23 protein-coding genes are annotated in these 25,713 nt (G+C 67.8%); 10 read left to right on the forward strand and 13 right to left on the reverse strand.

Annotated elements, in window-relative coordinates; all coding sequences use genetic code 11:
• From VIR09_RS28325 to VIR09_RS28345, 5 genes are all read right to left on the reverse strand, one after another.
• Positions 1–694: tripartite tricarboxylate transporter substrate-binding protein (locus tag VIR09_RS28325; protein ID WP_332015888.1), on the reverse strand; the 694-nt coding region annotated here is incomplete at its 3' end.
• Positions 695–791: 97 nt separating this feature from the next.
• Positions 792–1,577, reverse strand: a complete 786-nt coding sequence (locus VIR09_RS28330) for a crotonase/enoyl-CoA hydratase family protein (protein ID WP_332015889.1) — start codon at positions 1,575–1,577, stop codon at positions 792–794.
• The gene (locus VIR09_RS28335) at positions 1,570–2,805 is read right to left on the reverse strand and encodes a CoA transferase (RefSeq protein ID WP_332015890.1); all 1,236 of its coding nucleotides are present in this window, start codon (positions 2,803–2,805) and stop codon (positions 1,570–1,572) included. The genes VIR09_RS28330 and VIR09_RS28335 overlap by 8 nt, the downstream gene beginning before the upstream one ends.
• A gap of 218 nt (positions 2,806–3,023) precedes the next feature.
• Positions 3,024–4,007 (reverse strand): tripartite tricarboxylate transporter substrate binding protein, encoded by a 984-nt coding sequence (locus tag VIR09_RS28340; protein ID WP_332015891.1) that lies wholly within the window; start codon positions 4,005–4,007, stop codon positions 3,024–3,026.
• 76 nt (positions 4,008–4,083) lie between these two features.
• The gene (locus tag VIR09_RS28345; protein ID WP_332015892.1) at positions 4,084–5,088 is read right to left on the reverse strand and encodes a LysR family transcriptional regulator; all 1,005 of its coding nucleotides are present in this window, start codon (positions 5,086–5,088) and stop codon (positions 4,084–4,086) included.
• Positions 5,089–5,434: 346 nt separating this feature from the next.
• Between VIR09_RS28345 and VIR09_RS28350 the strand changes: the two genes are divergently transcribed.
• The 9 genes from VIR09_RS28350 (at position 5,435) to VIR09_RS28390 (ending at position 15,706) form a co-directional block, all read left to right on the forward strand.
• Positions 5,435–6,352: an SDR family NAD(P)-dependent oxidoreductase gene (locus VIR09_RS28350; protein ID WP_332015893.1), complete on the forward strand. Its 918-nt coding sequence runs from the start codon at positions 5,435–5,437 to the stop codon at positions 6,350–6,352.
• Between the two features lie 8 nt (positions 6,353–6,360).
• Positions 6,361–7,236 (forward strand): MaoC family dehydratase, encoded by an 876-nt coding sequence (locus VIR09_RS28355; protein ID WP_332015894.1) that lies wholly within the window; start codon positions 6,361–6,363, stop codon positions 7,234–7,236.
• Positions 7,233–8,705: a 3-oxoacyl-[acyl-carrier-protein] synthase III C-terminal domain-containing protein gene (locus VIR09_RS28360; RefSeq protein WP_332015895.1), complete on the forward strand. Its 1,473-nt coding sequence runs from the start codon at positions 7,233–7,235 to the stop codon at positions 8,703–8,705. Before VIR09_RS28355 ends, VIR09_RS28360 begins: the two co-directional genes overlap by 4 nt.
• Positions 8,686–9,891: an acetyl-CoA acetyltransferase gene (locus VIR09_RS28365; protein ID WP_332015896.1), complete on the forward strand. Its 1,206-nt coding sequence runs from the start codon at positions 8,686–8,688 to the stop codon at positions 9,889–9,891. Before VIR09_RS28360 ends, VIR09_RS28365 begins: the two co-directional genes overlap by 20 nt.
• Before the next feature lie 33 nt (positions 9,892–9,924).
• Complete coding sequence (locus tag VIR09_RS28370) at positions 9,925–11,082, forward strand: acyl-CoA dehydrogenase family protein (RefSeq protein ID WP_332015897.1); 1,158 nt, start codon at positions 9,925–9,927, stop codon at positions 11,080–11,082.
• Positions 11,079–12,296 carry a CaiB/BaiF CoA-transferase family protein gene (locus VIR09_RS28375; RefSeq protein WP_332015898.1) on the forward strand — a complete coding sequence of 406 codons (1,218 nt, stop codon included), beginning with the start codon at positions 11,079–11,081 and terminating at the stop codon, positions 12,294–12,296. Before VIR09_RS28370 ends, VIR09_RS28375 begins: the two co-directional genes overlap by 4 nt.
• A 29-nt stretch (positions 12,297–12,325) precedes the next feature.
• Positions 12,326–13,312, forward strand: coding sequence for a tripartite tricarboxylate transporter substrate binding protein (locus tag VIR09_RS28380; RefSeq protein ID WP_332015899.1), 987 nt, complete (start codon positions 12,326–12,328; stop codon positions 13,310–13,312).
• Positions 13,313–13,429: 117 nt separating this feature from the next.
• The gene (locus VIR09_RS28385; protein WP_332015900.1) at positions 13,430–14,875 is read left to right on the forward strand and encodes a nodulation protein NfeD; all 1,446 of its coding nucleotides are present in this window, start codon (positions 13,430–13,432) and stop codon (positions 14,873–14,875) included.
• A 48-nt stretch (positions 14,876–14,923) separates the two neighbouring features.
• Complete coding sequence (locus VIR09_RS28390; protein WP_332015901.1) at positions 14,924–15,706, forward strand: slipin family protein; 783 nt, start codon at positions 14,924–14,926, stop codon at positions 15,704–15,706.
• A 7-nt stretch (positions 15,707–15,713) separates the two neighbouring features.
• Here VIR09_RS28390 and VIR09_RS28395 read toward each other — a convergent pair whose 3' ends face one another.
• The 8 genes from VIR09_RS28395 to VIR09_RS28430 all read right to left on the reverse strand — a co-directional run bounded on the left by VIR09_RS28395 (position 15,714) and on the right by VIR09_RS28430 (position 24,200).
• Entirely contained in the window at positions 15,714–17,375 is a 1,662-nt protein-coding gene (locus tag VIR09_RS28395; RefSeq protein WP_332015902.1) for a long-chain fatty acid--CoA ligase, read from the reverse strand.
• Positions 17,376–17,415: 40 nt separating this feature from the next.
• Positions 17,416–18,570, reverse strand: a complete 1,155-nt coding sequence (locus tag VIR09_RS28400; RefSeq protein WP_332015903.1) for an acyl-CoA dehydrogenase family protein — start codon at positions 18,568–18,570, stop codon at positions 17,416–17,418.
• Between the two features lie 17 nt (positions 18,571–18,587).
• Complete coding sequence (locus tag VIR09_RS28405; protein WP_332015904.1) at positions 18,588–19,412, reverse strand: SDR family NAD(P)-dependent oxidoreductase; 825 nt, start codon at positions 19,410–19,412, stop codon at positions 18,588–18,590.
• Between the two features lie 20 nt (positions 19,413–19,432).
• Entirely contained in the window at positions 19,433–19,852 is a 420-nt protein-coding gene (locus VIR09_RS28410; RefSeq protein ID WP_332015905.1) for a MaoC family dehydratase, read from the reverse strand.
• A 10-nt stretch (positions 19,853–19,862) separates the two neighbouring features.
• The gene (locus tag VIR09_RS28415) at positions 19,863–20,306 is read right to left on the reverse strand and encodes a MaoC family dehydratase N-terminal domain-containing protein (RefSeq protein WP_332015906.1); all 444 of its coding nucleotides are present in this window, start codon (positions 20,304–20,306) and stop codon (positions 19,863–19,865) included.
• 10 nt (positions 20,307–20,316) lie between these two features.
• Positions 20,317–21,501 (reverse strand): lipid-transfer protein, encoded by a 1,185-nt coding sequence (locus tag VIR09_RS28420; protein ID WP_332015907.1) that lies wholly within the window; start codon positions 21,499–21,501, stop codon positions 20,317–20,319.
• Positions 21,498–23,030, reverse strand: a complete 1,533-nt coding sequence (locus tag VIR09_RS28425; protein WP_332015908.1) for a class I adenylate-forming enzyme family protein — start codon at positions 23,028–23,030, stop codon at positions 21,498–21,500. Before VIR09_RS28425 ends, VIR09_RS28420 begins: the two co-directional genes overlap by 4 nt.
• Positions 23,031–23,147: 117 nt before the next feature.
• Positions 23,148–24,200 (reverse strand): AraC family transcriptional regulator, encoded by a 1,053-nt coding sequence (locus tag VIR09_RS28430; RefSeq protein ID WP_332015909.1) that lies wholly within the window; start codon positions 24,198–24,200, stop codon positions 23,148–23,150.
• Positions 24,201–24,390: 190 nt separating this feature from the next.
• On the opposite strand from VIR09_RS28430, the gene VIR09_RS28435 reads away from it, so the two are divergent.
• Positions 24,391–25,560 (forward strand): CaiB/BaiF CoA-transferase family protein, encoded by a 1,170-nt coding sequence (locus VIR09_RS28435; protein WP_332015910.1) that lies wholly within the window; start codon positions 24,391–24,393, stop codon positions 25,558–25,560.
• Positions 25,561–25,713: the final 153 nt, after the last annotated feature.

Consider the following 25,713-nt stretch of genomic DNA (forward strand, 5'->3'; position numbering starts at 1 on the left):
GCACCTGCGGCAGCGCGGGCGAGCGCTCGGCGCCGGTCACGGCCAGCGCCCTGACCCGGCCGTCGCGGATGTAGGGCAACGCCGAGCTTATCGCGTCCACCATGAATTGCACCTGGCCGCCCAGCATCGCCACCATGGCCGGATTGGTGCCCTTGAACGGAATGCCCACGGCGCGCGTGCCGGTGGCATGCAGAAACAGCGCCACGCTCAGGTGCGTGATGTTGCCAACGCCGCCGGTTCCATAGCTGAGCGCATCGGGACGCGCCTTGAGGTAGGCAATGAAATCCTTGGTGTCCTTGGGCGGCAAGGCATTGGTCGTCATCAGCACCAGCGGGATCGAGGCCGTCAGCCCCACCGGCGCGAAATCGCGCAAGGGGTCATAGGGCAATTGCCGGTACAGCGCGGGGCTGATCGCCAGGCCGGACGAGTGGTACAGCAGCGTGTAGCCATCGGGCCGGGCGCGCGCCACGGTTTCACCGGCGATGTTGCCGCTGGCGCCGGTCTTGTTCTCGACGATCACCGGCTGGCCCAGTTCGCGCGCCACATGCTGCGCCACGGCCCGCGCCAGCACGTCGGTCGGACCGCCCGCCGCGTAGGGCAGGATCAAGCGCAAGGGCTGCGCCGGCCACGCCGCCGTGTTCGCGATGGCGGCGCGCGCCAGGGGCAAGCCGGCCAGCGCGCCTAAAGCGGCCACCAGTGTTCTTCTCCTTGTCTGCATGGGTCTCCTCCTTGTATCGCCTCGTTTATAGGTTGCGCGCCGGCGAGGCTGCCGTGGCCAGGGCCGAAGCCTCTCAGCCGCGCGTCTTGTCCAGGTACGCGTCCAGTGCGCTGGCGTGCTCTTGCGTGTGATGCGCCAGCGCCTGGAAGCCCGCCGACAGTTCCAACAAGGTATCCAGCCGCGTGTGCTGGCCTTCCCGCAACAGCCGCTTGGTCAGGCGCAGCGCATGTCCGGAATGCTGGGCAATCTCCTGCGCCAAAGCCATCGCGGCCGGAAGCAGCGCCTCCTGGCTGAGCACCTGCGAGACCAGTCCCATATCGAGCGCCTCGGCGGCATCGACGCTGCGGCCGGTGAACGCCAGTTCGCAGGCGCGCGACATGCCGACCACGCGCGGCAGCAGCCAGGCGCCGCCGTCTCCCGGCGTCAGGCCCAGCTTGACGAAGCTCTCGGCGAAACGCGCTTCTTCAGCAGCCAGGCGCATATCGCACATGCACGCCAGATCGCAGCCCGCGCCGATGGCCGGTCCATTGACCGCCGCGATCGTCGGCACTTCCAGATTGCACAGGGCCAGCGGCACGCGCTGGATGCCGTCGCGGTAGGCCTGACGGCTGCGCACCGGCTCCCCCAGTCCGGCGCCGACCGCCGCCGACAGGGTCTTGAGGTTGCCCCCGGAAGAGAACACGCCGTGCGCGCCGGTAAGCACCACGGCGCGCACCGACATGTCGGCGTTGATCTCGGCGCAGACATCCACCAGCGCGTCGATTGCGTCGGGATCGGACAGCGCGTTGCGCGTGGCCGCGCGGTTCATGGTCACGAGCAGCACGGCGCCATGGCGCTCGCGTTTCAGGAAATCAGTCATGGGCGGCTCCGCTCAGTGCGGCGTCATCGGCCGCCTTCAAGGTCACGCCATCCCGCAGCAGCGCGGCAATGGCTTCATCCGGGTAGCCGGCCTCCTTCAGCACTTCGACGCTGTGCTCGCCCAGCCGCGGCGCGGGCCGCGAGGGGGCTGGAGGCGTGCCGGACCAGCGCGACGGCACCGCCATGGTGCGCAGCTTGCCCTCGCTGGGATGCTCGACGGTATTGAAGAATCCGACTGCCTCCAGCTGCGGATCGCGCAGCAACGATTCCACGGTGTGCATGGGCATGGCCGGAATATCCGCCGCCTCGAACGCTCCCAGCCATTCCTCGGTGGTGCGCTTGGCAATCTCATCCGACACCAGCCGGTAGATCGCATGGATGTGCTGAGTGCGGGTGCCTATGTCGCGGAACCTGGGATCGGCGGACTCGCGGCCAGGCTGCCCGATCAGCTCAAAAAATGCTGCCCATTGCTTGTCGGCATAGATCAGCACGCAGATGTGTCCGTTCAGGGTCGCATAAGGGCGCCGGTCCGCATTCAGGATCCGCGGATATCCTGCGGGCCCCAAGGGCGGCTCGAAGGACTGGCCCGCCATGTGGTCGCCCAGGATCAGCTGCGCCATGGTCTCGAACATGGGCACGTCGATGGCCTGGCCCCGGCCTGTTCGCGCCCGGTGATACAGGCCGGCGCTGACGGCGTTGGCCGCGCTGATGCCGACGATACGGTCGGCGATGGCGCTGGGCGCGTAGCGCGGCGTTTCGCCGCCGGCCTGGACCGACAGCGCCGGAATGCCCACCGCGCCCTGGATCAGGTCGTCGTACGCAGCGCGCGCCGCATAGGGGCCGCGCTGGTCGTAGCCATACACGCCCACGTACAGGATGGCGGGGTTGACCTGCGCCAGTTCCTGGTACGACAGCCCCAGCCGCGCCATCGCCTGGGGCCGCACGTTGTAGATCAGGACGTCGCAGGTGGCCGCCAGCTTCAGCAGCGCTTCGCGGCCCGCAGGCTGCTTCAAGTCCAGCACCACGCTGCGCTTGCTGCGGTTGGCATGCAGAAAGATGCCGCCCATGCCTGGATGGCGCCCCGGGCCGATGCCGCGCACGTTGTCGCCGGCCGGGGGTTCAACCTTGATCACGTCCGCGCCCAGGTCTCCCAGTATCTGCGTGGCGTAAGGCCCCATCAGCACCGTCGTGACATCAAGAATGCGCACACCTTCCAACGGGCCGCTCATGCGGCGCTCCCCGAACGCCCCGCCCGGACGCGCGTTCCGCGCGGCCCGGATATCCTGCAAGCACCACCTTCGAACATGACAGCTCCCATTCCAGAATGCCTTGCTGGACATCCTAGGTAAGAACCGCAAGCGCCGGAAATACTATATTTGGGTCAGCCGATACATCGAAAATATTGGCGGGAGCAGGTCCCCGGGCAGCATCGCGACGCCTGCAACAATCATGGCGAGCCGCCGCCGACCAGGCGCGCCAACTCGCCATATCTCACCGCCTCGGCCTGTATCGTCCGCGAAAACTCCCTGCTCCCGGCCCCCACCACCTCTCCGCCGCTCTGCTGGGCAAGCTGCGCGCGTAGCGCCGGATCGTCCATGACCTGCCGCATCATGTCTTCAAGCTTGCCTGCCACGGCAGGGGGCGTTTTGGCGTGAATGGCGAAGCCTATGAAAATGTACAGGGAGTAGCCCGGATAGCCGGATTCCTGCACCGTCGCCACCTCGGGCAACAGTGGATGACGCTGATCCCCCGCCACGGCCAGCGCCCGGATTTTTCCCGATGCGACCAGAGGCGCCGCGCCGGCAATGTCGATCAATGCCAGATCCACCGATCCTCCCACCACATCCGCCACTGCCTGCGCGGCGCCTTTGTATGGCACCTGGTTGAAATCCACGCCCGCCCGCCTGGCCAGATCGAGCGCGCCAAGGCGATAGCTGTTGCCGTAGGTGGCCAGGCTGACGCCGCCCTTGTCGCGGCGGGCCGCAGTCACCACGTCGCCCAGACTCTTGTAGGGCGAGCTCGCGGACGCGACCAGCACCGCCACGTGGCGGGTCACGTTGAGCACGGGCAGCAGATCCTCGGGCCGGTACGGCAAGTCCTTCACGAACAAGGGGTTGATCACCGTCGCGCTGGGACTGATCAACACCACGGTATAGCCATCGGCGGGCGCGCTCAGCGCTACTTGGGTACCTAGCGAGAGCTCGGCGCCAGGCCGGTTCTCCACCAGCGTGGACTGACCCGCCACCTTGCGCAGGTGCTCGGCGAACGTGCGCGTCATCGTGTCGCCGCTGCTGCCGGGACCGATAGGCACGATGAAACGTATCGGCCGCGAAGGATAGGCATCGGCTCCGGCCCCTGCGGCCGGCATCGAAACAAACAGTGCGGCGCAGGCGAGCACGGCAGCGCGCCACGCGGTTCTGGCAACGGACATGATTTTGTCTCCTCGGGTTCTTGTGGCCTGTCACGATAGCGACAAGAACTCCGGCGTGCCATGCGGGAACCGACGATCAGCTATGCGCGGTCTGGACAGCCGTCTGCCATGCCTTGGCCCAGCGCGCTTCACGCATCTGCGCGGCCTGCTGCAATCGGACGAAGTGCTCTGCCAGCACCGCAACCAGGCAGCGCTCGACCGCGAGGCTGGCGCGGTTGATGCGGTGCTTGGCGCCGGTGGCGCAGAAGGTGTGTAGCGTGAGCTCCGGTTCAACGATGCGGGAAATCGCCAGGTCGCCCTCGTCCAGGTAGTCCTCGATGCGATGCACCTGGGTGATGGCATGACGGCCGCAGCGGCGCACGACCTCGCGGATCATCGCGCCGGAGTTTATCTCCAGTTCAGCGCGCAACTCCAGTTGCATGTCGCGGGTGCGTTCGCGCACCACGGCCTCGACCGGATTGGGCGAAGGCGGCATCACGATGGACAGGCCGTTCAATGCGGCCAACGGCACCGTGGGATCGCGCAGCAGCGGCGAGTCGCGCCGGCCCAGCAGCACCAGGTCGGACGAGAACAGGCGTTGCGCCTGGGCCGGCGGCTCGGCTTGATAGCTGTTGAAAACGCCGATATCGAGTTTGCCCGCCGCCAGCCTGTCCATCACGTCGCGGCTGTAGCTTTCGTGTATGACCAGGTGGATCCGGGGAAACTGCGACGAGATGCGGTTCACCAGCATCGACACGGGGCCTTCCGCGGCCCAGCGCGGCAGCGCGATCTCGACGGTGCCCGAGGGCTGTTCGTTGGTGGAGGATGCCAGTTCCAGGAAGCCGGTGGCGCCATCCAGCAGCCCGCGCGCCACGGGCAGCAGCGTCACGCCCAGCTCGGTCAGCAACACGCCGCGGCCGGTGCGGTTGAACAGGCGCCCGCCCAGCATCTCTTCCAGCTCCAGTACGCGCCGGCTCAGCATGGACTGCGAGCATCCGCGCAGCACCGCCGCCTGCGAAAAACTGCCTGACTCCGCCGTCGCGACGAAAGCGGACACGTTCTCTATCTTCAGCTCATCGGCTGCGCGGACCACCAGTTTCACTTTCTGTCTCCTGCCAGGACGGGACAGCCTGCGTTCACTTTTTTTTGATCATATCAGGGCGTATCGCGGCCGCTCGGCATGATGCGGCGCCGGACCGCGGGTGCTGCGCCGCGCCATGGCGAGCGCGCCCTCGCGCTCAGCCATGAGGGATCGGGACCAACCCGAAGCAGGTCCGGGAACGTTCTTGCTGCCGCGCAACACGGACCGGATCGCGAGGGATCCGCCTCAGCGTTGCCGATCCTGCATACCTGCCATCCGCTGCGCGTGCTTACCCGGCTTGCCGGCCATGCCTACAGTTGGCGCATCCCGATACCGGGTGTATGCATCAACCTGCCGAGGAGACGAAATGGCTGGAGTTCTTGAAGGGAAAGTTGTGCTCGTGACCGGTGCCGGCCGCGGCGTAGGCCGCGAGATCGCCTTGCTGGCGGCGCGCGAAGGCGCGGCGGTCGTGGTCAACGATCTGGGCGGCAGTCCGAACGGCGAAGGCGCGGGAACGCTGGATCCGGCGTCCGAAGTGGTCGCGGAAATCCGCCAGGCAGGCGGCCGCGCCGTCGCCAACGGCGACAGCGTGTCCGACCCGGAAGCGGCGGCGCGCATGGTGCAGGCCGCTGTCGACAACTTCGGACGGCTGGACGGCGTGGTCAACAACGCCGGCATCCTGCGCGACCGGATGTTCCACAAGATGAGCAGCATGGACTGGCAGCAGGTCATCGACGTGCATCTGCAAGGCGCCTACAACGTCAGCCGCGCCGCCGCGGCGATGTTCCGCGAACAGCAGTCCGGCGCTTACGTGCACATGACTTCGGCGGCCGGCCTGGTAGGCAATATCGGGCAGGCCAATTACTCGGCGGCGAAGCTGGGTATCGTCGGCATCTCGCGTTCCATCGCGCTGGAAATGGAGCGTTGCAACGTACGTTCGAACTGCGTGTCGCCCTGGGCCTGGAGCCGTCTCATCGGCACCCTGCCCGATGAAACCGAAGAGCAGAAGCGGCGGCTGGAACGCTTCAAGCAGATGACCGCCGACAAGATCGCGCCCATGGTCGTGTACCTGCTGTCGGACCTGGCCGCCGGCGTGAGCGGCCAGATTTTCGGCGTGCGCAAGAACGAGATCATGCTGTTCAGCCAGCCGCGGCCGGTGCGCAGCGTGCATCGCTCGGAAGGCTGGACCGTCGAGGCCATCGCCGAACATGCGATTCCCGCGATGCAGCCCAGCCTGGTGCCGCTGGAAAGCGCGCGCGAGGCTTTCGCCTGGACTCCGGTATGAGGCCCGCCATGAGAATCGACCCCGACAAGCTGATGCAGCGCCACTTCGAACCGGTGGAGCAGACCTACACCGCCAAGGACTCGATCCTGTACGCGCTGGGATTGGGCCTGGGCCGCGACCCGCTGGATGCGCGCGAATTGCCTTTCGTTTATGAAGACCGACAATTGGCCGTGCCAACCCAGGCCGCGGTGTTGGGATACCCCGGCTTCTGGATGAAGGAACCGGATACCGGCATAGACTGGCGCCGCGTGCTGCACGCCAGCCAGTCGGTGCAGCTGCATCGTCCGCTGGCGCCGGCCGGCACCGTCATCGGCCGCACCCGGATCAAGGACATCCTCGACAAGGGGCCGGACGTGGGCGCGCTGTTCTTCGTGGAGCGCACGCTGGAGACGCGCGACGGCGCCCTGCTGGCCACCGTGGAACAGGCGGTGATGGCGCGCGGCAATGGCGGCTTCGGCGGCGCCAGCGGTCCGTCGCCGGCGGCAGCCAAGCTGCCTGAAAGCACGCCCGAGCACGTCTGCGACCTGCCCACGCTGACGTCCCAGGCCTTGCTCTACCGCTTGTCGGGCGACTTCAATCCCCTGCACGCAGATCCCGAAGTCGCCCGCGCGGGCGGCTTCGACCGGCCCATCCTGCACGGCCTCTGCTCTTACGGCATCGCCTGCCATGGGTTGCTGCGCATGCTGTGCGATTACGAGCCGGCCAGACTGAAGCGCATCGACGTGCGTTTCAGCGCGCCGGTCTATCCCGGCGAGACCATCCGCGTCGAGGCCTGGGGCGCCAGTGGAGAGGTGCGCTTCCGCGCCACGGCGCTGGAGCGCCAGAAGGTGGTGCTGAACAATGGACTGGCCATCATCGACCCGCCGCAAGGAGCCCGCGCATGAGGGGCATACTTTCCTTCGGCGCCTACATCCCGCGTCTTCGCCTGCAGCGCGAGGCGATCGTGCGCAGCCATTCCTGGTACGACGCGTCGCTGGCGGCGCATCGCGCCGGCCAACGCGCCATGTGCGGCTTCGATGAGGACGCCGTCACCATGGCGGTGGAAGCTGCGCGCGACTGCCTGAGCGGGGTCGAAGCAGCCGCGGTCGGCGACCTGGTTCTGGCCTCGACCTCGCTGCCCTATGCCAGCCGGCTGAACGCCAGCATCGTCGCGCAGGCCTTGAATCTGACCGAGGACGTCGGCGCCATCGACGTCGCGTCCTCGCAGCGCGGCGGCACCTCTGCCTTGATGCAGGCGCTGCGCGGCGGCGCCGGACGCAACGCGCTGGTCGTGGCGAGCGATCGCCGCAAGGCCAAGGTGGCCAGCGCGCAGGAACTCCTGTACGGCGATGCCGCCGGCGCGGTGCTAGTGGGCGACGGCGCCACTATCGCCGAACCCCTGGCGCTGGAGAGCCGCACCATCGACATGGCCGACCACTATCGTGGCGCCGGCGCGGCCACCGATACCTATTGGGAAGAGCGCTGGATACGCGAGGAAGGCCACGGCGCGCAGATTCCGCAGGCCATCTCGGCGGCGCTGCGCCAGGCCGGCCTGGAACCTGGCCAGGTCGACGCGCTGTGCGTAGCGCTGCCGCAAAAGGGCGCCGCGCAGCGAATCGCCAAGCTGGCCGGCATCGCGCCCGAACGCGTGCACGACACGCTGGCGGCCACGGTGGGCAACGCCGGCTGCGCCCATCCGTTGCTGATGCTGTCGCATGCGCTGGGCGCGGCGGAACCCGGCCAGGTGCTGGTGCTGGTCGCCTTCGGCCAGGGGGTCGACGTGCTGGTGTTGCGCACCACCTCGGCCCTGGCTGACCTGCCCCGCCGCCTGGGCGCGCAAGGCTGGCTGGCGCGCGGCAAGACCGAGGACAACTACATGAAGTTCCTGGTGTTCAACGACCAGCTTCCGCTGGAGCGCGGCATGCGCGCCGACAACGACAAGCTCACCCCGCTCTCGGTCGAATACCGCAACCGCAAGGCGGTGCACGGCTTCCTCGGCGGACGCTGCGGCGCTTGCGGCACGGCCCAGTGGCCGCGCACCGACGTATGCGTCAACCCCGCCTGCGGCGCCATCGGCACTCAGGAGGACTTGCCGTTTGCCGACACGCCGGCCCGGATCATGAGCTACACCGCGGACCGGCTGGCCTATACCCCCAATCCGCCGGCCTGCTACGGCATGGTGCAGTTCGAAGGCGGAGGCCGCCTGATGATGGACTACACCGACATCGACGAGGACGAATTGGCGGTGGGCCTGGCGCTGCGCATGAGCTTTCGCATCAAGGCGTACGACGCCGCGCGCGGCTACACCCGCTATTTCTGGAAGGCGATGGTCGCCGACGCTGAGGAGAACAGGCATGGCAACAGGCATTCGTGACAAGGTGGTGATCCTGGGGATGGGCTGCTCGCACTTCGGCGAGCGCTGGGACCGCAGCGCGGAGAACCTGGCGGTCGAAGCCTTCGACGAATGCCTGCGGGACGCCGGAATCGGCAAGGAGCAGATCCAGGCGGCCTGGCTGGGCACCGGCATCGAAACCCAGCACCTGGGCAGCGGCGGCGTGCCGCTGGGCGTCGCCCTGAGGCTGCCCAACATCCCCGTCTCGCGGGTCGAGAACTTCTGCGCGTCCGGATCGGAGGCGCTGCGCGGCGCCGCCTATGCGGTGGCGTCCGGCGCCTGCGACTTCGCGCTGGCCTTCGGCGTGGAGAAGCTCAAGGACACCGGCTATGGCGGCCTGCCCCAACGTCCGCGCGGTCCCCTCAACGACATCGTGTGGCCGAACATCAGCGCGCCCGGCTCGTTCGCGCAGCTTGCCAGCGCCTACCGCGCCAAGCACGGCATCGATGCGCAGGACCTGAAGCGGGCCATCGCCCACATCTCCGTGAAGAGCCACGCCAACGCCGGCCGCAATCCCAAGGCCCATCTGCGCAACCCGATCAACATGGAAGACGCGATCAACGCGCCGATGATCGCCGAGCCGCTGGGCCTGTACGACTGCTGCGGCGTTTCCGACGGGGCCGCCTGCGCCATCCTGACCACGCCGGACATCGCGCGCGGCCTGGGCAAGCGCGACCTGGTGGCGATCAAGGCGCTCCAGCTCGCCGTGTCCAGCGGCAGCGAAGCCGGCCACGACAGCTGGGACGGCAGCTACTTCCAGACCACGCGGGTGGCATCGGCCCGTGCCTATGAGGAGGCCGGGATAGGACGGCCGCGCGCACAGATCGACCTGCTGGAGGTGCACGACTGCTTCTCCATCACCGAACTGGTCACCATGGAGGACATGCACATCTCGGCCGAAGGCCGCGGCGCCCGTGACGTGCTGGACGGCTTCTACGACGCCGACGGCACCATCCCCTGCCAGATCGACGGCGGCCTCAAGTGCTTCGGCCATCCCATCGGCGCGACCGGACTGCGCATGGCCTATGAGATGTACCTGCAGATGCTGGGCCGCGCTGGCGCCCGCCAGCGCGCCGACGATCCCGCGATCGGCGTGATCCACAACCTGGGCGGCTTTCCCTGGCAGAACGTGTGCAGCGTCTCTGTACTGGGCAAGTACGGCGCCTGAACGACGCCGCAACGGACGACAAGGAGACACAACATGTTGATGGACGACTACCAATCACCGTGGCGCACGCCCGAGATCGAACAATTCCAGCACACCGCCCGCCGCTACTGGAACGCCGAACTGCTGCCGCGCGTGCCGGCCTGGGAAGCGCAAGGCTGCATCGACCGCGAGGTCTGGAACCAGCTCGGCGCCATGGGCTTTCTGCTGGCGGATCTGCCGTCGGAATACGGCGGCGGCGACGGCGACTACGCCCATCTGGCGGCGCTGGTCGAAATCAGCGCGGAATGCGGCTTCGGCCCGGGCTTTGGTCCGCACTACATCGTCGCCCACTATCTGCATCACTACGGCAGCGAGGAGCAGAAGCGGCGCTGGCTGCCCGGCATGGCCAGCGGCGATATCGTCGCGTCCATCGGCATGACCGAGCCCGGCGCCGGGTCCGACCTGCAAGGCATCAAGACCCGCGCGCGGCGCGACGGCGACAGCTATGTGATCACCGGATCCAAGACTTTCAACACCAACGGCCACCATGCCGACCTGGTGATGCTGGCGGTGAAGACCGACGCCAGCCTCGGCGCCAAGGGCGTGTCGCTGCTGATGGTGGAAACCCGCGGCCTGGCGGGGTTTCGCCGCGGCGAGCCGCTGGACAAGATCGGGCTCAAGGCGCAGGACACCGTGGAGCTTTTCTTCGACGAGGCCAGAGTGCCCGCCTCCAACCTGCTGGGCGCAGCAGAAGGTCAGGGCTTCTCCCAGATGATGGCGCAGCTGCCCTATGAGCGGCTGCTGATCGGCATACGCGCCGTCGGCAGCATCGAACGGGCCTTGCGCCTCACGCTGGAACACGTGCACCAGCGCCAGGCTTTCGGCCAGCCGCTGTTCAAGCTGCAGAACACCCGCTTCGAGTTCGCCGAGATGAAGACCGAGGCCGCGCTGGCGCGGGTCTTCGTCGACCAATGCATTGCCTGGCAACAACAGGGACGCCTGGACGCCGCCACCGCCGCGATGGCGAAATGGTGGGGCACGCAGAAGGAGTGCGAGACAGTCGATCGCTGCCTGCAGCTCTTCGGCGGATATGGATTCATGCGCGAATACCCGATAGCGCGCATGTACATGGACTCGCGCGGCCAGAAGATCTATGGCGGCGCCAACGAGGTGATGAAGGAGATCATCGCCCGTCAACTGGCGCCGCGATGATGATGCCCAGCGACGCCAAGACAGGCCCCCTGGCCGGGCTCAAGGTACTGGACATCGCCACCGTCCTTGCCGGCCCCTTCGCCGCCACGTTGCTCGCCGACTACGGCGCCGACGTGCTCAAGCTGGAATTGCCGCGCAAGGGCGACGGCATGCGCGCCTTTCCGCCGTTCAAGGACGGCAGGAGCATCTGGTGGAAGACCGCCCAGCGCGGCAAACGCTTCGCCACGCTGGACTTGCGCACCGCCGAGGGCGCCGACATCTTCAAGCAGCTGCTGCCGCAGTTCGACGTACTGGTCGAGAACTTCCGGCCAGGCACGCTGGACCGCTGGGGCCTGACCAAGGAAGTGCTGTGGTCGTTGAAGCCGAACCTGGTGATCCTGCGCGTCACGGGTTTCGGCCAGTCCGGCCCCTACTCGGAGCGGCCGGGCTTCGCGCGGATTTTCGAGGCCATGGGCGGGCTGACCACCATCACGGGGCATGCCGATGACGAGCCCATGCACGCGGGCATGCCGCTGGGCGATTCCATAGGCGGACTGTTCGGCGCCATCGGCATCCTGACGGCGCTATGGCCGCGGGCGCGCGACCCCGACCGACCTGGCGAGGAGATCGACCTTGCGCTGACGGAGTGCATCACCCGGTTGCTGGACTTCATGCCCGGGGTCTACCAGCAACTCGGCACCGTGCCCGCCCGTAACGGCAACCGCAGCCCCTACTCCGCCCCTTCCGCGGTCTACCGGACGCGCGACAACCACTGGGTATCCATGGCAGGTTCGATCGATTCCATGTTCGCCAACAATTGCCGCGCCATCGGCCGCCCGGACCTGGCGCAAGATCCGCGCTTCGCCGACAACGCCAGCCGGGTGCGGCATGAGCAGGAATTGAACCGCGTCTTCATCGACTGGTGCGCCGGCCACGACCTCGAGCAGGTCCTGGCCGCGTTCGAAGGGGCGAACGGCACGCTGGCGCCGATCTATGGCATCGACCAGGTGGTCAAGGATCCTCACGTGGTGGCGCGCCGTTCCATCGTCGACGTCCCCGACCGCGACTTCGGCATGCTGCAGATGCCCGGCGTCGTGCCGCGCTTCACCCGCGACCCGACGGAGCCCACACACGCCGGCGCGGAGCTGGGGCAGGACAACGAGGCTGTCTACACCGATCTGCTGGGGCTGTCGCCAGACAGCATTGCCCGGCTGCGCGCGGCAGGCGTGATCTGAGCGCTCAACATGCACAAGGGAGACAAGGAATGCAAAAAGCCATCCGCCTGACCGCGCTTCTGATCGCCGCGCTGGCGACGTCCAGCGCCCGGCCCGCCGCCGCAGCCACCGCCGCCCCCTACCCCGACCAGCCGGTGCGGCTGATCGTGCCTTATCCGGCGGGCGGCGCGGTCGACGGCGCCGCCCGCATCCTGGCCGAGCGTTTGAGCTCGCTGTGGAGCCAGGCCGTGATCATCGAGAATCGCCCCGGCGCGTCCGGCCGCATCGGCCTGGCCTTGGCCGCCAAAAGTCCGCCCAGCTACACCTTGGTCGCGGCCACCAACTCCACGCTGAACGAACAGCTGACCCACAGCCAGGAAGGCACAACGCCAGCGGCGGCGGCCCTGATGCCCGTCTCCACCCTCTTCACCACGCCGGTCGCGCTGCTGGTCAACCGGCAGGCGGTGCCGGCCGAAAGCCTGGCGCAGTATGTCGCGCTGGCGCGCGAAAAACCAGGCGCGGTGAGCTTCGGCTCCAGCGGCGAGGGCACCAGCACCCACTTCTTCGGCGAACTCCTCAAACGCGAAAAAGGCATCGACATCACCCACATTCCCTTTGCGGGAGAAGGTCCCAATCTCAGCGGCCTGATAGGGGGACACGTCGGCAGCGCCTTCCTCAGCGCATCCGGCGCCACCAAGGCGGCCCAGACCGGCAAGACCCGCGTGCTGGCCGTCACCACGCCCGGGGGTTCCGCGCTGCTGCCCGGCGTGCCCAGCTTCGCCCAGCTGGGCATCGCCGGCCTGGATCGGGACACCTGGGTCGGCCTCTACGCGCCTCCCGGCACGCCACAGCCCGTGGTCAATCAAATCACGAAAGATGTTGCAACGGTGCTTGCGTCGAGCCAGGTGCGCGAACGCTATGCGCAATTGGGGCTGATCGCCGAAGGCGGCACGTCAGGGGATCTCGCCGCGCGGATGGAAGACGACAGTCGGTATTGGGCCCGGGTTGTGCAACAGACGGGGATCACCCTGAGGTAGCCAGGCGGGCGGTTCCATTGTCTACAACGCTCTGAATACGCTGCAGAAAGTAGTAATCTGGACCTAGCAGCAGCGCCGCCCTGCCGCCCGACGCTGCGCGTCGAAGGGAACCAGCTCATGGCCGCACCGATCCTGAGCCTGATGTCCGGAATCTGTTCAATGCTGCGCAAGCTGCGCCGCGTGGCGGCGCTGTTGGCGGCAGCGGCAATCTGCGCGGGCGGCGCGGCCGCGCAGCCCGCCGACGGCCCGCAAACCGCCGTCGTGCTGTCCCTGGACGGTATCGTCGGCCCCGCCACGGCAGACTACATCATCCGCGGCCTGGAGGCGGCGCGAGAGCAACATGCGGCGGCGGTCGTGCTGCGCATCGACACGCCGGGCGGACTCGACGCCTCCATGCGCGACATCATCCGCGCAATTCTCGCCTCGCCGGTTCCCGTGATTTCCTATGTGACACCCAATGGCGCGCGCGCCGCCAGCGCAGGCACCTACATACTTTACGCCAGCCATGTCGCGGCCATGGCCCCCGCCACGAATCTGGGCGCAGCCACGCCCATCGCACTGGGCGGCAGCCCGCCCCGGCCGGCCGACAGCCCCACGGGACCGGCCGACCAGGCAGGCAAGAAGCCGCCTGCGGACGGGAGCGCGCCGGCCGCGCCTAAGGATGCGGGCGAAGCCAAGGCCATCAATGACGCCGTGGCCTACATCCGGTCGCTCGCCGCGCTGCGCGGCCGCAATGCCGACTGGGCTGAACAGGCCGTGCGCGCCGCGGCCAGCCTCACTGCCGGCGAAGCGCGCGCGCAGAACGTGATTGATCTGATCGCGGACGACGTGCCCGACTTGCTGGCCAAGGCCGACGGGCGCCGCGTCCGCGTCGGCAGTGCCGAGACCACCCTGCACACCCGCGACTTGCGCCTGCTCGCGCGCGAGCCCGACTGGCGCACCCAGGTGCTCAGCGTGATTACGAATCCCAACCTGGCGCTGCTGCTGTTGATGGCGGGCGTGTACGGATTGATCTTCGAGTTCATGAGTCCTGGCGCCCTGTTTCCGGGCATCTTCGGCGCCATCTGCTTGCTGATCGGCCTGTACGCCCTGGCGGCGCTGCCGCTGACCTACGCCGGGGTCGCCCTGGTCCTGCTGGGCACGTCGCTCATGGTGGCGGAGATATTCGCGCCTACGCTGGGTGTCCTGGGCGTGGGCGGCGCGGTTTCTTTCGTGCTCGGCGCCATTCTGCTCATCGACACGGACACGCCGGCCTTCGGCGTGTCCGTGCCGCTGGTGGCGGGAGTCGCCGCGGCCAGCCTGGGAATGACCATCCTCATCGGCCGGCTGGCCTTGCGCTCGCGCCGTGCGCCTATCGTCAGCGGCGCCGAGGCGCTGATCGGACTGCGGATCAGGGTGCTGAGCTGGTCGGACGAGCAAGGCTACGTGGCGGCGGTGGGAGAACGCTGGCACGCGGTCGGCCCGGCCGGGCTCGCGGCCGGCGACACCGTGGTGATCGCCGCCGTCCGGGGCGTGACCCTGCATGTGCAGCCAGACACCGGCCCGCCGCCGTCCACGCGATGACGCCCTCCCTCCGGGCCACGCGGATACCCTATTCAAGCGGAGTCAGCCATGTTGATGAACCTCGCCTTCTACGCCCCCATCCTGGCATTGGCCATCGCGCTGTTCGCCCTGTCGGTCCGCATCCTGCGCGAATACGAGCGGGGCGTGATCTTTACGCTGGGCCGCTATACCGGGGTCAAGGGTCCGGGGCTGATCCTGCTGATACCCGTGGTGCAACAAATGGTGCGCGTGGACCAGCGCATGACCGTGTTCGACGTGCCCAGCCAGGACGCGATCTCGCGCGACAACGTGTCGGTCAAGGTGAACGCCGTCATCTACTTCCGCGTGATCGATCCGGAACGCTCCGTGATCCAGGTGGAGAACTTCCGGCAGGCGACGAGCGAACTGGCGCAGACCACGCTGCGCTCCGTGCTGGGCAAGCATGATCTGGACGAACTGCTCTCGGAGCGCGACAAGGTGAACAATGCGGTGCAGAGCATTCTGGACGCGCAGACCGACGCCTGGGGCATCAAGGTGGCGAATGTGGAAATCAAGCACATCGACCTGAACGAAGGCATGATCCGCGTCATCGCCCGGCAAGCCGAGGCGGAGCGCGAGCGGCGCGCCAAGATCATCCACGCCGAAGGCGAAGAACAGGCCGCGCAGATGCTGCTGAACGCGGCGCGCACGCTCTCGGAACAACCCGAAGCCATGCAACTGCGCTATCTGAGCACGCTGGCCATGATCGGCGCGCAAAACAGCTCGACCATCGTCTTCCCCTTTCCCGTCGAGTTCAGCCGCCTGCTCAAAGGACTGGCGGGGAAGGATCAGGAGCCGCCTGCCGGCCCCTGATCTTGCGCTAGGCCGCCGCCTTGCCCGCGTCCTGCAACTGCCGCCACTGGATCTTGCCGGTGCTGGACTTGGGCAAGGCATCCACGAACTCCACGATGCGCGGCGCCTTGTAGGCCGCCATGCGGGTCCGGGCCCAGGCGATCACGTCTTCTTCGCGCACGCTGCCGCGCGCCTCGTCACGCAATACCAGCAGGGCCTTCACCGTTTCGCCGCGGCAGGCGTCGGGCACGCCGATCACGCAAGCCTCGTGCACCGCCGGGTGCTCATACAGCGTGTTCTCCACTTCCGCCGGCCAGACCTTGTAGCCGGATGCGTTGATCATGCGCTTCAAGCGGTCAGTCACGTAAAAGTAGCCGTCTTCGTCCACCCGGCCGAGGTCGCCGGTGCGGAAGTAGCGCTGACCGTCCAGCACGAAAAAGGCATCGGCGTCGGCCTGCGGGTTGTTCCAGTAGCCCAGCATGACCTGCGCGCCGCGCGTCACGAGTTCGCCGGTTTCGCCTTGAGGCAGCTCGGCCAGCGTGGCCGGATCCACGACCCTCGTGTCCACGCCGAAGGTGGGCACGCCTATGCATTGGCGCTTGTTGCGGTCCAGCGGATTGCAATGCAGGAAGGAGGCGGTTTCGGTCAGGCCGTAGGCCTCGTTGTAGGTAATGCCATAGCGCGTGGCCAGCATGGCCGCGACCGCTTCGGGCATGGGCGCCCCACCGCCGCATAGCTGAGCCAGGCCGGACAGGTCCAGTTCTTCGATGCCCGGCTGCGCGAAAAAGTCCACGATCATCGCAGGCGGCGCGGCCCAGACGCTGACGCGATGGCGCGCCATCAGCCTGGCTGCCACCTGGCGGTCCCAGCGCGGCAGCACCACCACCGTGGCGCCCAGCAGGATGGGCGTGTTCATGCAGCTCTGCATGCCCAGCAGGTGGAACATCGGCGCCACGCCCATGATGACCGCCTCGGACGTCAGGCCGCGCCACAGCTGCGAACCGGCCAGGGACGCGCCCACGGTGCCATGGGTATGGCGACAGCCCTTGGGCCGCCCGGTGGTGCCCGACGTGTACGGCAGCAGGCAGAGGTCCTTGGCCCCCGCCCGGTGCGGCAAGGGCTGCGCGTTGACCGCCAGCGCGCCATACCAGGGCACCCCGCCGCGCACGTCGGGGGAGCGCCTGGGCGCGGCGACCCAGTCCGGCGCATCGGGAGCCGGGCCGCCCAGATAGTCCGAATAGGTGTGGACGATGACGCGCTCCAGGCGCTTGTCCTCGACAAAGCCGTTCAGCCGCGCGCACAGCTCCTGCGCGGCGAAGGCCACGCGGGCGCCGCTGTCCTCCAGGTAATGCGCCAACTCATCCGGCGTGCTCATGGCGTTGACCGGCACCACCACCGCATCGGCGCGCAGGATCGCGTAGTACGCAATGACGAACTGCGGACAGTTCTGGCTCAGCAACAGGACACGGTCGCCCGCCTTTACCCCCGCGCCGTGCTGCAGGTAGCCGGCCATGGCGTCGATCTCGCGCTTGAGGCGCGCGTAGTCGAGCGCCGTGTCGTAAAACACGATGGCGGGCTTGTCCGGATAGCGCGTGGCGGACGCCTCCAGATTGAAGTACAGGCTGGACTGCGGCGGAGTGATTTCCTTCGGCAGCCCCTTGGGCCAATACCGATAGTGCGCTTGCTGCATCTTGTCTCCTCATCCTTGTTCTGGCTGTCTGCCATGCGCCTCAGGCGGTCATGGCGCGCGCGATGATTTCCTTCATGATCTCGTTGGAACCGCCGTAGATCTTGCCGACCCGCGCATCCGCGTACATCCTGGCTATCGGATACTCCAGCATGTAGCCGTAGCCGCCGTGCAACTGCAGGCATTCGTCGATCACCTGGCAGTTCATCTGCGTGGTCCACCACTTGGCCATGGCCGCCGTGGACAGGTCCAGCGTGCCCGCCAGCTGGCGCTCGATGCAATCGTCGACGAAGCGCGCCGCGATGGTGGCGACCGTCTCGCACTCGGCCAGCTTGAAGCGCGTGTTCTGCAACTCGATGAGCGCCTGGCCGAAGACTTGGCGCGTGCTGGTGTAGGCCAGGGTTTCCTCGATGGCGCGCCGCATGGTGGCCACCGCGCCCACCGCGATCAGCAGCCGTTCGCGCGGCAGCTGCTGCATGAGCTGCGCAAAGCCGCGGCCCTCCACGCCGCCCAGGAGGCAGTCTTCGGCCACGCGCGCGCCGTCGAAGAACAACTCCGCCGTGTCCAGGCTCTTCTGGCCCAGTTTCTCCAGCAGCCGCCCGCGCCTGAAGCCCGCCAGGCCCTGGGTTTCCACCATGATCAGCGAAACGCCCCGGGCCCCCGCCTGCGCATCGGTCTTGGCCACCACGCAAACCAGGTCCGCGTGCAGGCCGTTGGTGATGAAGGTCTTGGATCCGTTGAGCACGTACTCGCCGCCCTCTTTGGTGGCGGTGGTGCGCACGCTCTTCAGATCGGACCCCGCGCCCGGTTCGCTCATGGCGATGGCGCCCACCAGTTCGCCCGTGGCCATGCGCGGCAGCCAGCGTTGCTTCTGCGCCTCGGTGCCATAGTTCAGGATGTAGTGCGCCAGGATGGCGCTATGCACGTTGTTGCTGAAACCATGGACCATGGCGCGCGCCTGCTCCGCCCCCACGATGGCCTCGTGGGCGAAGCTGCCCCCGCCGCCGCCATACACTTCGGGCATGCTCACGCACAAAAGGCCCAGGCGGCCCGCCTTGTTCCAGACCTCGCGGTCCGCGTGCTGCTGCTTGCGCCAGCGCTCTTCGTCGGGCGCGAACTCCCTTTCGAAGAGGCGCCGCGTCGAATCCTGGAACAGTGTCAGGTCCGCGTCCATCCAGCCTTGCCGTGGCGTATCCATGGTGTTCCCTCCTGCCCTCAAGGACGGCCGCCGCCCACGACCAGTACCTGGCCGCTGACGTAGTTGGATTCAGGCAGGCAGAACAGGTACACCGCCCCCGCGGCTTCCGCCGGCGTGCCGGCCCGGCCGATGGGAATCAGGCTTTCGGCATTTTTCAGCACCTGCGGATTGACGCCTACCTTGATCTTCCGGCCCTCGATGTCCAGCGTGGCGTCGCCATCTGCGGACGATTCCGTCAGACGCGTCTTGATCAGTCCGAAGGCGACGCTATTGACGTTGACCTTGTAGCGGCCCCATTCCTTGGCCAGCGCGCGCGTCAAGCCGTTGATGCCAGCCTTGGCGGCGGAATAGTTCGCCTGGCCCGCATTGCCCATCACACCTGACGTGGACGAGATGTTGACGACCTTGCGGAATACCTCCTTGCCCTGCTCCGCTTCGGTCTTGGCGGCAACGCGGATGAAGCCGGACGCGGCGCGCAGGATGCGGAACGGCGCGGACAGGTGCACGGCCAGGATCGCGTCCCATTGCTCGTCCGTCATCTTCTGGATCACGTTGTCCCAGGTGTAGCCGGCGTTGTTGACGATGATGTCCAGGCCGCCGTAGGTGTTCACGGCCGTGCCGACGAAACGCTCGGCGAAGCCCGCTTCGATCACGCTGCCGGCGCAGGCCTGCGCGTGGCCTCCCAGCTTGCGGATCAGCGCGACGGTTTCCTCCGCCGGCCCCGCATCCAGATCGTTCACCACCACGCTCGCGCCTTCGCGCGCCAGCTTCAGCGCGATCTCCTGACCGATGCCGCGTCCCGCGCCCGATACCAGGGCTACCTTGCCTTCCAATGTACCCATCGCACTCTCCTTCTCTTGGTTTACTGGACCGCCAGTACCGCCACGCCGCTCAGGCGCAGTTCTCCGGTCTGGCTGCGCGCATGCAGTTCCACCCGCAAGCGGGTTTCTCCCTGCGCTTCAAAGCGTTCGACCACGCGGCCCGTACAGCGGACCTCGTCGCCCACATGCGTGATCGCCACGAACCGCAAGGCGTACTCGCGCAGCGCCGATTGCGGCGCCCAGTTCGTCAGCAGGCGGGCCAGATAGGCGGCCGACAGCATGCCGTGGGCAAAGACGTCGTCCATGCCGGCTGCGCGGGCGAAATCCAGGTCCACGTGTATCGGGTTGTGGTCGCCCGAGGCGCCGCAGTACAGCGCCAACCCCAGCCGGCTGACCGGCCCGGCGGTAAAGCCGGGTAGTTCATCGCCGGCCTTGGATTCACGATTCATCGCCGTGCTCATCGCGCTCTCCTCATGCATTGCGCACGACCGTGGTCGCGCGCAGTTCGGCCACCGGGCGCCCGGCGGCGTCGGTCACCCGGGTTTCGCGCACGACGAACTCCAGCGCGCCGCCCTTCTTGGCGTAGATGTCGGCGATGCGCGGTTCGAAGCGCAGTTCATCGCCCGCATGCGCCATGGCGTGGTAGACGAAAGCCTGTTCGCCGTGCAGCACCCGGGCTATGTCGATGCCCAACAGTTCACGCATTGCGGAAGGACGCGGGCTGTCCATCTCCAGGCAGAAGAAGAAGGTCGGCGGCACCGGCAGTCCCGGGTGCCCGGCCGCGCGCGCGGTGGCCTCGTCGGTGTAGACCGGGTCGCCCTGCCCGGTGGCCTTGGCGAAAAAACGCAGGCGGCCCGCTTCCACTGTCGCGTTGAACGCAGGCAAGGCGGCGCCGATATGGCTGGTATCCAACATGGCGTTCTCCTCAAGCCGCCTGGTACAGCGTCACCACGCAGGCGCCGCCCAGTCCCAGGTTGTGCTGCAACGCCAGCCTGGCGCCCTCGACCTGACGCAGATCCGCCTGGCCGCGCAGTTGCCATACCAGCTCGGTGCATTGGGCCAGGCCGGTAGCGCCCAGCGGATGGCCCTTGGACAGCAAACCGCCGGACGGATTGGTCACCACCTTGCCGCCATAGGTGTTGTCGCCCTCCAGGATGAACTTCTCGGCAGAGCCCTCCGGCGTCAGGCGCAGGCCCTCGTAGGTGATCAACTCGTTGGCGGTGAAGCAATCGTGCAGCTCCACCACGTCCACATCGCCGGGGCCGATGCCGGCGGCTTCATAAACCTGGTCGGCCGCGGCCCGCGTCATGTCAAAACCCACGACCTTGCGCATGTCGCCAGCGCCGAAGGTGGACGGCGTATCCGTCGTCATGGCTTGCGCGGCGATGCTGACGATGGGCGCGAGGCCATGGCGGCGGGCGAAGTCGTCCGAGCACAGGATGGCGGCCGCGGCGCCGCAGGTGGGCGGGCAGCATTGCAGGCGCGTCAGGGGATCGAAGATCATGGGCGCGGCCAGCACCTCGTCCAGCGTCACCGTCTGGCGGAACACCGCGTAGGGATTGCGCGCGGCATGCTGGCGCGCCTTGACCGCGATGCGCGCGAAGGTGTCGGCGCCGATGCCGTGCTCCTTCATATAGTCGCGGCCCGCGCCGCCGAAGAACTGGGCTGCGCGCGGCTTGGCCGTGTCATAACCTTGCATTTCGCTCATGGCCGAGACGAAATCCTGCAACGGCGAAGGACGGTCTTCGTACACGCCCTTCAACGCGCCGGGCACCATCTGCTCGAAGCCCACCGCCAGCGCGCACTCCACCGCGCCGCTTTCCACGGCCTGGCGCGCCAGGAACAGGGCCGAGGAACCGCTGGCGCAATTGTTGTTGACGTTGAATACCGGAATGCCGCTCAGCCCCACGCCGTAGACCACCGCCTGGCCGGCGGTCGAATCGCCGTAGACGTAACCCGCGTAGGCCTGCTGGACCGCGTCGTATTGCAGCCCGGCATCCCGCAATGCCTCGCGCACGGCGCGCGCGCCCATCACCGTATACGCCTCGCTGGCGCCGGGCTTGCTGAACGGGATCATGCCCACTCCTGCCACCCATACTTTCCGATTCATGCCTGATTCTCCTGATGAGCGGGCGCGGCGACGGCCGCGCACCTGGATTCATGGTTCTGCCTGAGCGCGGACTTCAGCACCTTGCCCGCGGCCGACATGGGCAGCTCGCCAAGGAACTCATAGGTCTTGGGACACTTGTAGGCGGCCAGCTGCTGGCGGCAATGGCGGTCCAGGGAGTCCGTGTCCACCGCCATGCCGGGACGCGGCACGATCACCGCGTGCACCGCCTCGCCCCAACGCGCGTGCGCCACCCCGATGACCGCGCAACGCGCCACCAGCGGATGCCGGGCCAGCACACCCTCCACTTCGGCGCCGTAGATGTTCTCGCCGCCGCTGACGATCATGTCCTTGAGCCGGTCCACGATGTACAGATAGCCGTCTTTGTCCTGGCGGGCCGCGTCGCCCGTCAGCAGCCAGCCGCGGTCGAATGCGCGGCGAGTCTCCTCGGGCCGGTTCCAGTAGCCCGTCATCACCATGGGTCCGCGCACCGCCAGTTCGCCGACGACGCCAGGCGCTACCTCGCTGCCGTCGGACGCAAGAATGCGCGTTTCCACGCCCAGGGCAGGCCGCCCCGCCGATTCGGCGCGCGCGCCGCCCTGGCGCACCTCGGCATTGATGGCCACGGTGGCGGCGGTTTCCGTCATGCCGTAGGCGTGCACGAACTCGGCTTGGGGAAAGGCCGCCAGCGCGCGGTCGAGCAAGGCTCGGGAAATCGGCGAGGCGCCCCAGATCACGCGCTGCACGCGGCCCAGCCGGTACTGCGCGAACCCGGGTTCATCCAGCAGCATCTGAATCATGCTGGGTACCAGCAACACCTCGGTCACGCCATCATCCTGCAGAGCCTGCAGCACCGCGCGGGGATGGAAGCCGCGCTGCATCACCACCGAAGCGCCCGCGATAAATTGTCCAATCAGCCGCCCCAATCCGGCCACATGAAAGAGCGGCGCGACCAGCAGGGTGCGGCTGTCGGGCGACGTCGGGACGGTGGCCATCCTGGCCACCGCGGCGCTCCACAGGTTTGCGTGCGTGAGCATGGCGCCCTTGGGCGCGCCGGTCGTGCCGCCAGTAAAGAGAATCGCCGCCAGCGTGTCGCCGCCCGCGCGGACGTCCACCTGCGCCACCGCCGCCGTGGCGTGGGCTTCCAGCACTTCGGCGGACAGCGGGACCGTGCCGGCAGGGATGTCGATGGTGGCCATGCGTGGCGCCATCGTCTCGTCCACCAGCAACAAGCGCGGGCTGCAATCAGCCAGCGCTTGCGCAAGCTCCACGCCGCTCCAGCGCGTGTTCAGCGGCACCACCGCCGCGCCCAGCCACCAGCACGCCAGGATCCATGACACGTAATCCGCGCCGTTGACGCCCCAAAACGCCACGCGTTCGCCCGGCAGCACCCCATGGCCGCGCAGCACGGCAGCCTTGCGGGCGGTCCAATCGATCAACGCGGCGTAGGTCCAGTGCCTGGCGTCTTCGCGCAGCGCGATCTTTGCGGGGTGCAGCTGGCCTGCGCGATGCAGGCCTTGTGTCAGATACATGATGCTTCTCCTGCGGCGCGCGTAGGCTTGGGCGGTTCCTTGTCCGGAACGGCGCGCATTCGTCGCGATGCCCCTAGCTTCTCGCGTGGGGCCGGATCACGGCAATGGCCGCAGGCGTCAAACCGATAGGCGAAAAGTGTCAGCGGCCCGCGGCTGGTCCGCGGGACCGCAGACCAGGCGGTTGCGGCGGTATTCGCCCGGCGATACGCCGGTCCATTTCTTGAAGGCGCGGTGGAAGGTGCTGGGCTCGGAAAATCCCAGGCGCTCGGCGATCTCCATCAGGGAAAGATCGTGCCGGCCCAGGTACTCGACGGCGGCATCGCGCCGCAGATCGTCCTTCAAAGCTTGAAAGCCCTGGCCTTCCTCGCGCAGATGCCGCCGCAGCGTCTGCGGCGTCATCGCGAGCTGCGCGCTGACCTGGGCCAATGACGGCAATTCCTTGGATAGATCGTTGCGCAACAGGCGCCGGATGCGGTCGGTCAGGGTAGTGCGGTCCTGGTATTTCACCAGCAGGTCAAACGGCGCATTGGCCAGGAAGGGCTTGAGCGTCTGCCCGTTCTGTACGACAGGCAGGGCCAGCCAACGCGACTCCAGCCATAGGCCCGTCACGGGCTGGCCGTAGCGCACCGGCGCGTAGAACAGCTTGTGCGCATCGACGCTGCGGGCGCCGCTGCTGTAGTCCACGCCCAGGATGGGAATGCGCCGCGCTGCCAGCCAGTTGGCGACGCCCAGCGTGAAGAACAGAAAGGTGCGCTCGCCATACCAGCGCGTACAGCTGCTGGGGCTGCGGGAATCGAGCACGATACGCGCGCGCTCGCCGCTGACGCACAAGCGGGCGGTGAAATCCCGCAGCACGCCGTGGTAGTAACGGAACGCCACGCGCAACGCCTGCCCCACGGTATCTTCCTGCAGCGCAAGCCGGCACGCAGAATCGAACGCCCCCATGGGAACGGGATGCTGGCCCATGCCCAGGAAGTCGTCCCGGGTGACGCGGCGCAACACCCGCATTATCTGCGCGAGCTGCGCCTGCGATACCCGCGCCAACGGCGCCTGCAGCAGGGACGGGGGCACGCCGGCGCGCATCAGCGCCCGGTCCACGTCCACGCCCCGGCTGCGCGCGCCTTGCAGGATCTGGGCGATATGCCCCACGGCGATGGTGTGATGGGTCATGAGCGAATCCTGCGGCTGGCGTACGCCGATGGATCGATGGTAGCCAAAGCCTGCGCGCGCAGGAATGGCTGACGTGAGCATTCCCGCCAAGCGGAATTAGCGAATCCGCCATTGGTTGGCCGCAAAGCCGCGCCTAGACTGGGCCGAGCCCGTGGCGGGCATGCCACTTCGTATTTACGGGAGTCCCTCTTTGGATACGCCGAACACCGCTCCGCTCGCAGGCGTCAGGATCCTGGACCTGTCGCGGCTCCTGCCCGGCCCGCTGGGCGCGCAGTACCTGGCCGACCTCGGCGCAGACGTGATCAAGATCGAAGACACGCAGGCGGGCGACTATGCGCCCCCGCCTCTGCGCGCCATCTGCAACCGCAACAAGCGCGGGCTGCGGCTGGATCTCAAGCATCCCGAAGGGCAGGCGGCGCTGGCCGCACTGGCGCGTAGCGCGGACGTGGTGATCGAGAGTTTCCGGCCCGGCGTGGCCGCGCGGCTGCAGGCCGACTATCCCACCCTGGCGCGGCACAATCCCCGGCTGGTCTATTGCAGCATCACCGGCTACGGACAGGACGGCCCGCAGCGCGACGCCGCCGGCCATGACCTGAACTATGCCGCCTGCGCCGGCGTTGCCGACCAGATGGGCTGCGGGCCGGATCTGCCGGCGCTGTCCAACCTGCCGGTGGCCGACATTCTTGGGGGCTCGCTCACCGCGGTAATGGGCATACTGGCCGCGCTGTACGACGCCCAGCGCAGCGGGCGCGGGCGGTATATCGATATCGCCATCGCCGACGGCCTGCTGGCCGCCACCGTCGTGCCGCTGGCCACGCTCAACGCCCGCGGCGACACGCGCCCGGCGGGCGCCGATACCTTGTCCGGCGGACTGGCCTGCTATGGCCAGTACCGCGCCGCGGATGGACGCTATCTGGCGGTCGCCGCGCTGGAGCCGAAATTCTGGGAAACGCTGTGCCGGCGGCTGGAGCGCCCGGACCTCGCACCGCTGCACCGCAACGGCGACGCCGCGCAGCAGGCGCGCGTGCGCAGCGAGCTGCAGCAGCTGTTCGGCACGCGGCCTCTGGCGCATTGGCTGGAGCTGCTGGAAGGCGCCGACTGTTGCGTGTCGCCCGTGCTCAAGCTGGCGGAAAGCCTGGAGCATCCACAGTTCGTCGCCCGCGGCATGCCGCTGCGGGCCGACCATCCGGCCTATGGCCGCCATACCCACGTCGCCAGCCCGGTGAAGATGTCGGGCTTCCAGTTCGCCATCCACCGCCAGGCTCCGCTGCCGGGCGAACACACCGATCAGATCCTGCGCGAGGCCGGCTACAGCGAGCCGGACGTCGCCAGGCTGATCGGGCGCGGCATCGCGCTGTAGACACATACGGCCAGCCCGCCCGACACCCGAAGACCCCATAACCAGGACGGAGACATTCATGAACGATCCTCATCGCAGCCCTCTCTCGCCCCGGCGCCGCAGCCTGCTCAAGCTGGGCGCGGCCTTGCCTGCCGCGCTGGCCTTGCAGCGGCC

This window comes from Achromobacter sp. (assembly GCF_036567245.1).
Lineage (GTDB): Bacteria > Pseudomonadota > Gammaproteobacteria > Burkholderiales > Burkholderiaceae_B > Achromobacter.

Excerpts from the sequence above, each read along its gene's own strand:
- VIR09_RS28395 (WP_332015902.1), bottom strand. The coding sequence starts at position 17,375 with ATGCAGCAAGCGCACTATCGGTATTGGCCCAAGGGGCTGCCGAAGGAA.
- VIR09_RS28415 (WP_332015906.1), bottom strand. The coding sequence starts at position 20,306 with ATGTTGGATACCAGCCATATCGGCGCCGCCTTGCCTGCGTTCAACGCG.
- VIR09_RS28365 (WP_332015896.1), top strand. The coding sequence starts at position 8,686 with ATGGCAACAGGCATTCGTGACAAGGTGGTGATCCTGGGGATGGGCTGC.
- VIR09_RS28400 (WP_332015903.1), bottom strand. The coding sequence starts at position 18,570 with ATGGATACGCCACGGCAAGGCTGGATGGACGCGGACCTGACACTGTTC.
- VIR09_RS28335 (WP_332015890.1), bottom strand. The coding sequence starts at position 2,805 with ATGAGCGGCCCGTTGGAAGGTGTGCGCATTCTTGATGTCACGACGGTG.
- VIR09_RS28405 (WP_332015904.1), bottom strand. The coding sequence starts at position 19,412 with ATGGGTACATTGGAAGGCAAGGTAGCCCTGGTATCGGGCGCGGGACGC.
- VIR09_RS28390 (WP_332015901.1), top strand. The coding sequence starts at position 14,924 with ATGTTGATGAACCTCGCCTTCTACGCCCCCATCCTGGCATTGGCCATC.
- VIR09_RS28360 (WP_332015895.1), top strand. The coding sequence starts at position 7,233 with ATGAGGGGCATACTTTCCTTCGGCGCCTACATCCCGCGTCTTCGCCTG.
- VIR09_RS28340 (WP_332015891.1), bottom strand. The coding sequence starts at position 4,007 with ATGTCCGTTGCCAGAACCGCGTGGCGCGCTGCCGTGCTCGCCTGCGCC.
- VIR09_RS28385 (WP_332015900.1), top strand. The coding sequence starts at position 13,430 with ATGGCCGCACCGATCCTGAGCCTGATGTCCGGAATCTGTTCAATGCTG.
- VIR09_RS28370 (WP_332015897.1), top strand. The coding sequence starts at position 9,925 with ATGTTGATGGACGACTACCAATCACCGTGGCGCACGCCCGAGATCGAA.
- VIR09_RS28350 (WP_332015893.1), top strand. The coding sequence starts at position 5,435 with ATGGCTGGAGTTCTTGAAGGGAAAGTTGTGCTCGTGACCGGTGCCGGC.
- VIR09_RS28430 (WP_332015909.1), bottom strand. The coding sequence starts at position 24,200 with ATGACCCATCACACCATCGCCGTGGGGCATATCGCCCAGATCCTGCAA.
- VIR09_RS28410 (WP_332015905.1), bottom strand. The coding sequence starts at position 19,852 with ATGAGCACGGCGATGAATCGTGAATCCAAGGCCGGCGATGAACTACCC.
- VIR09_RS28425 (WP_332015908.1), bottom strand. The coding sequence starts at position 23,030 with ATGTATCTGACACAAGGCCTGCATCGCGCAGGCCAGCTGCACCCCGCA.
- VIR09_RS28420 (WP_332015907.1), bottom strand. The coding sequence starts at position 21,501 with ATGAATCGGAAAGTATGGGTGGCAGGAGTGGGCATGATCCCGTTCAGC.
- VIR09_RS28330 (WP_332015889.1), bottom strand. The coding sequence starts at position 1,577 with ATGACTGATTTCCTGAAACGCGAGCGCCATGGCGCCGTGCTGCTCGTG.
- VIR09_RS28375 (WP_332015898.1), top strand. The coding sequence starts at position 11,079 with ATGATGATGCCCAGCGACGCCAAGACAGGCCCCCTGGCCGGGCTCAAG.
- VIR09_RS28380 (WP_332015899.1), top strand. The coding sequence starts at position 12,326 with ATGCAAAAAGCCATCCGCCTGACCGCGCTTCTGATCGCCGCGCTGGCG.
- VIR09_RS28355 (WP_332015894.1), top strand. The coding sequence starts at position 6,361 with ATGAGAATCGACCCCGACAAGCTGATGCAGCGCCACTTCGAACCGGTG.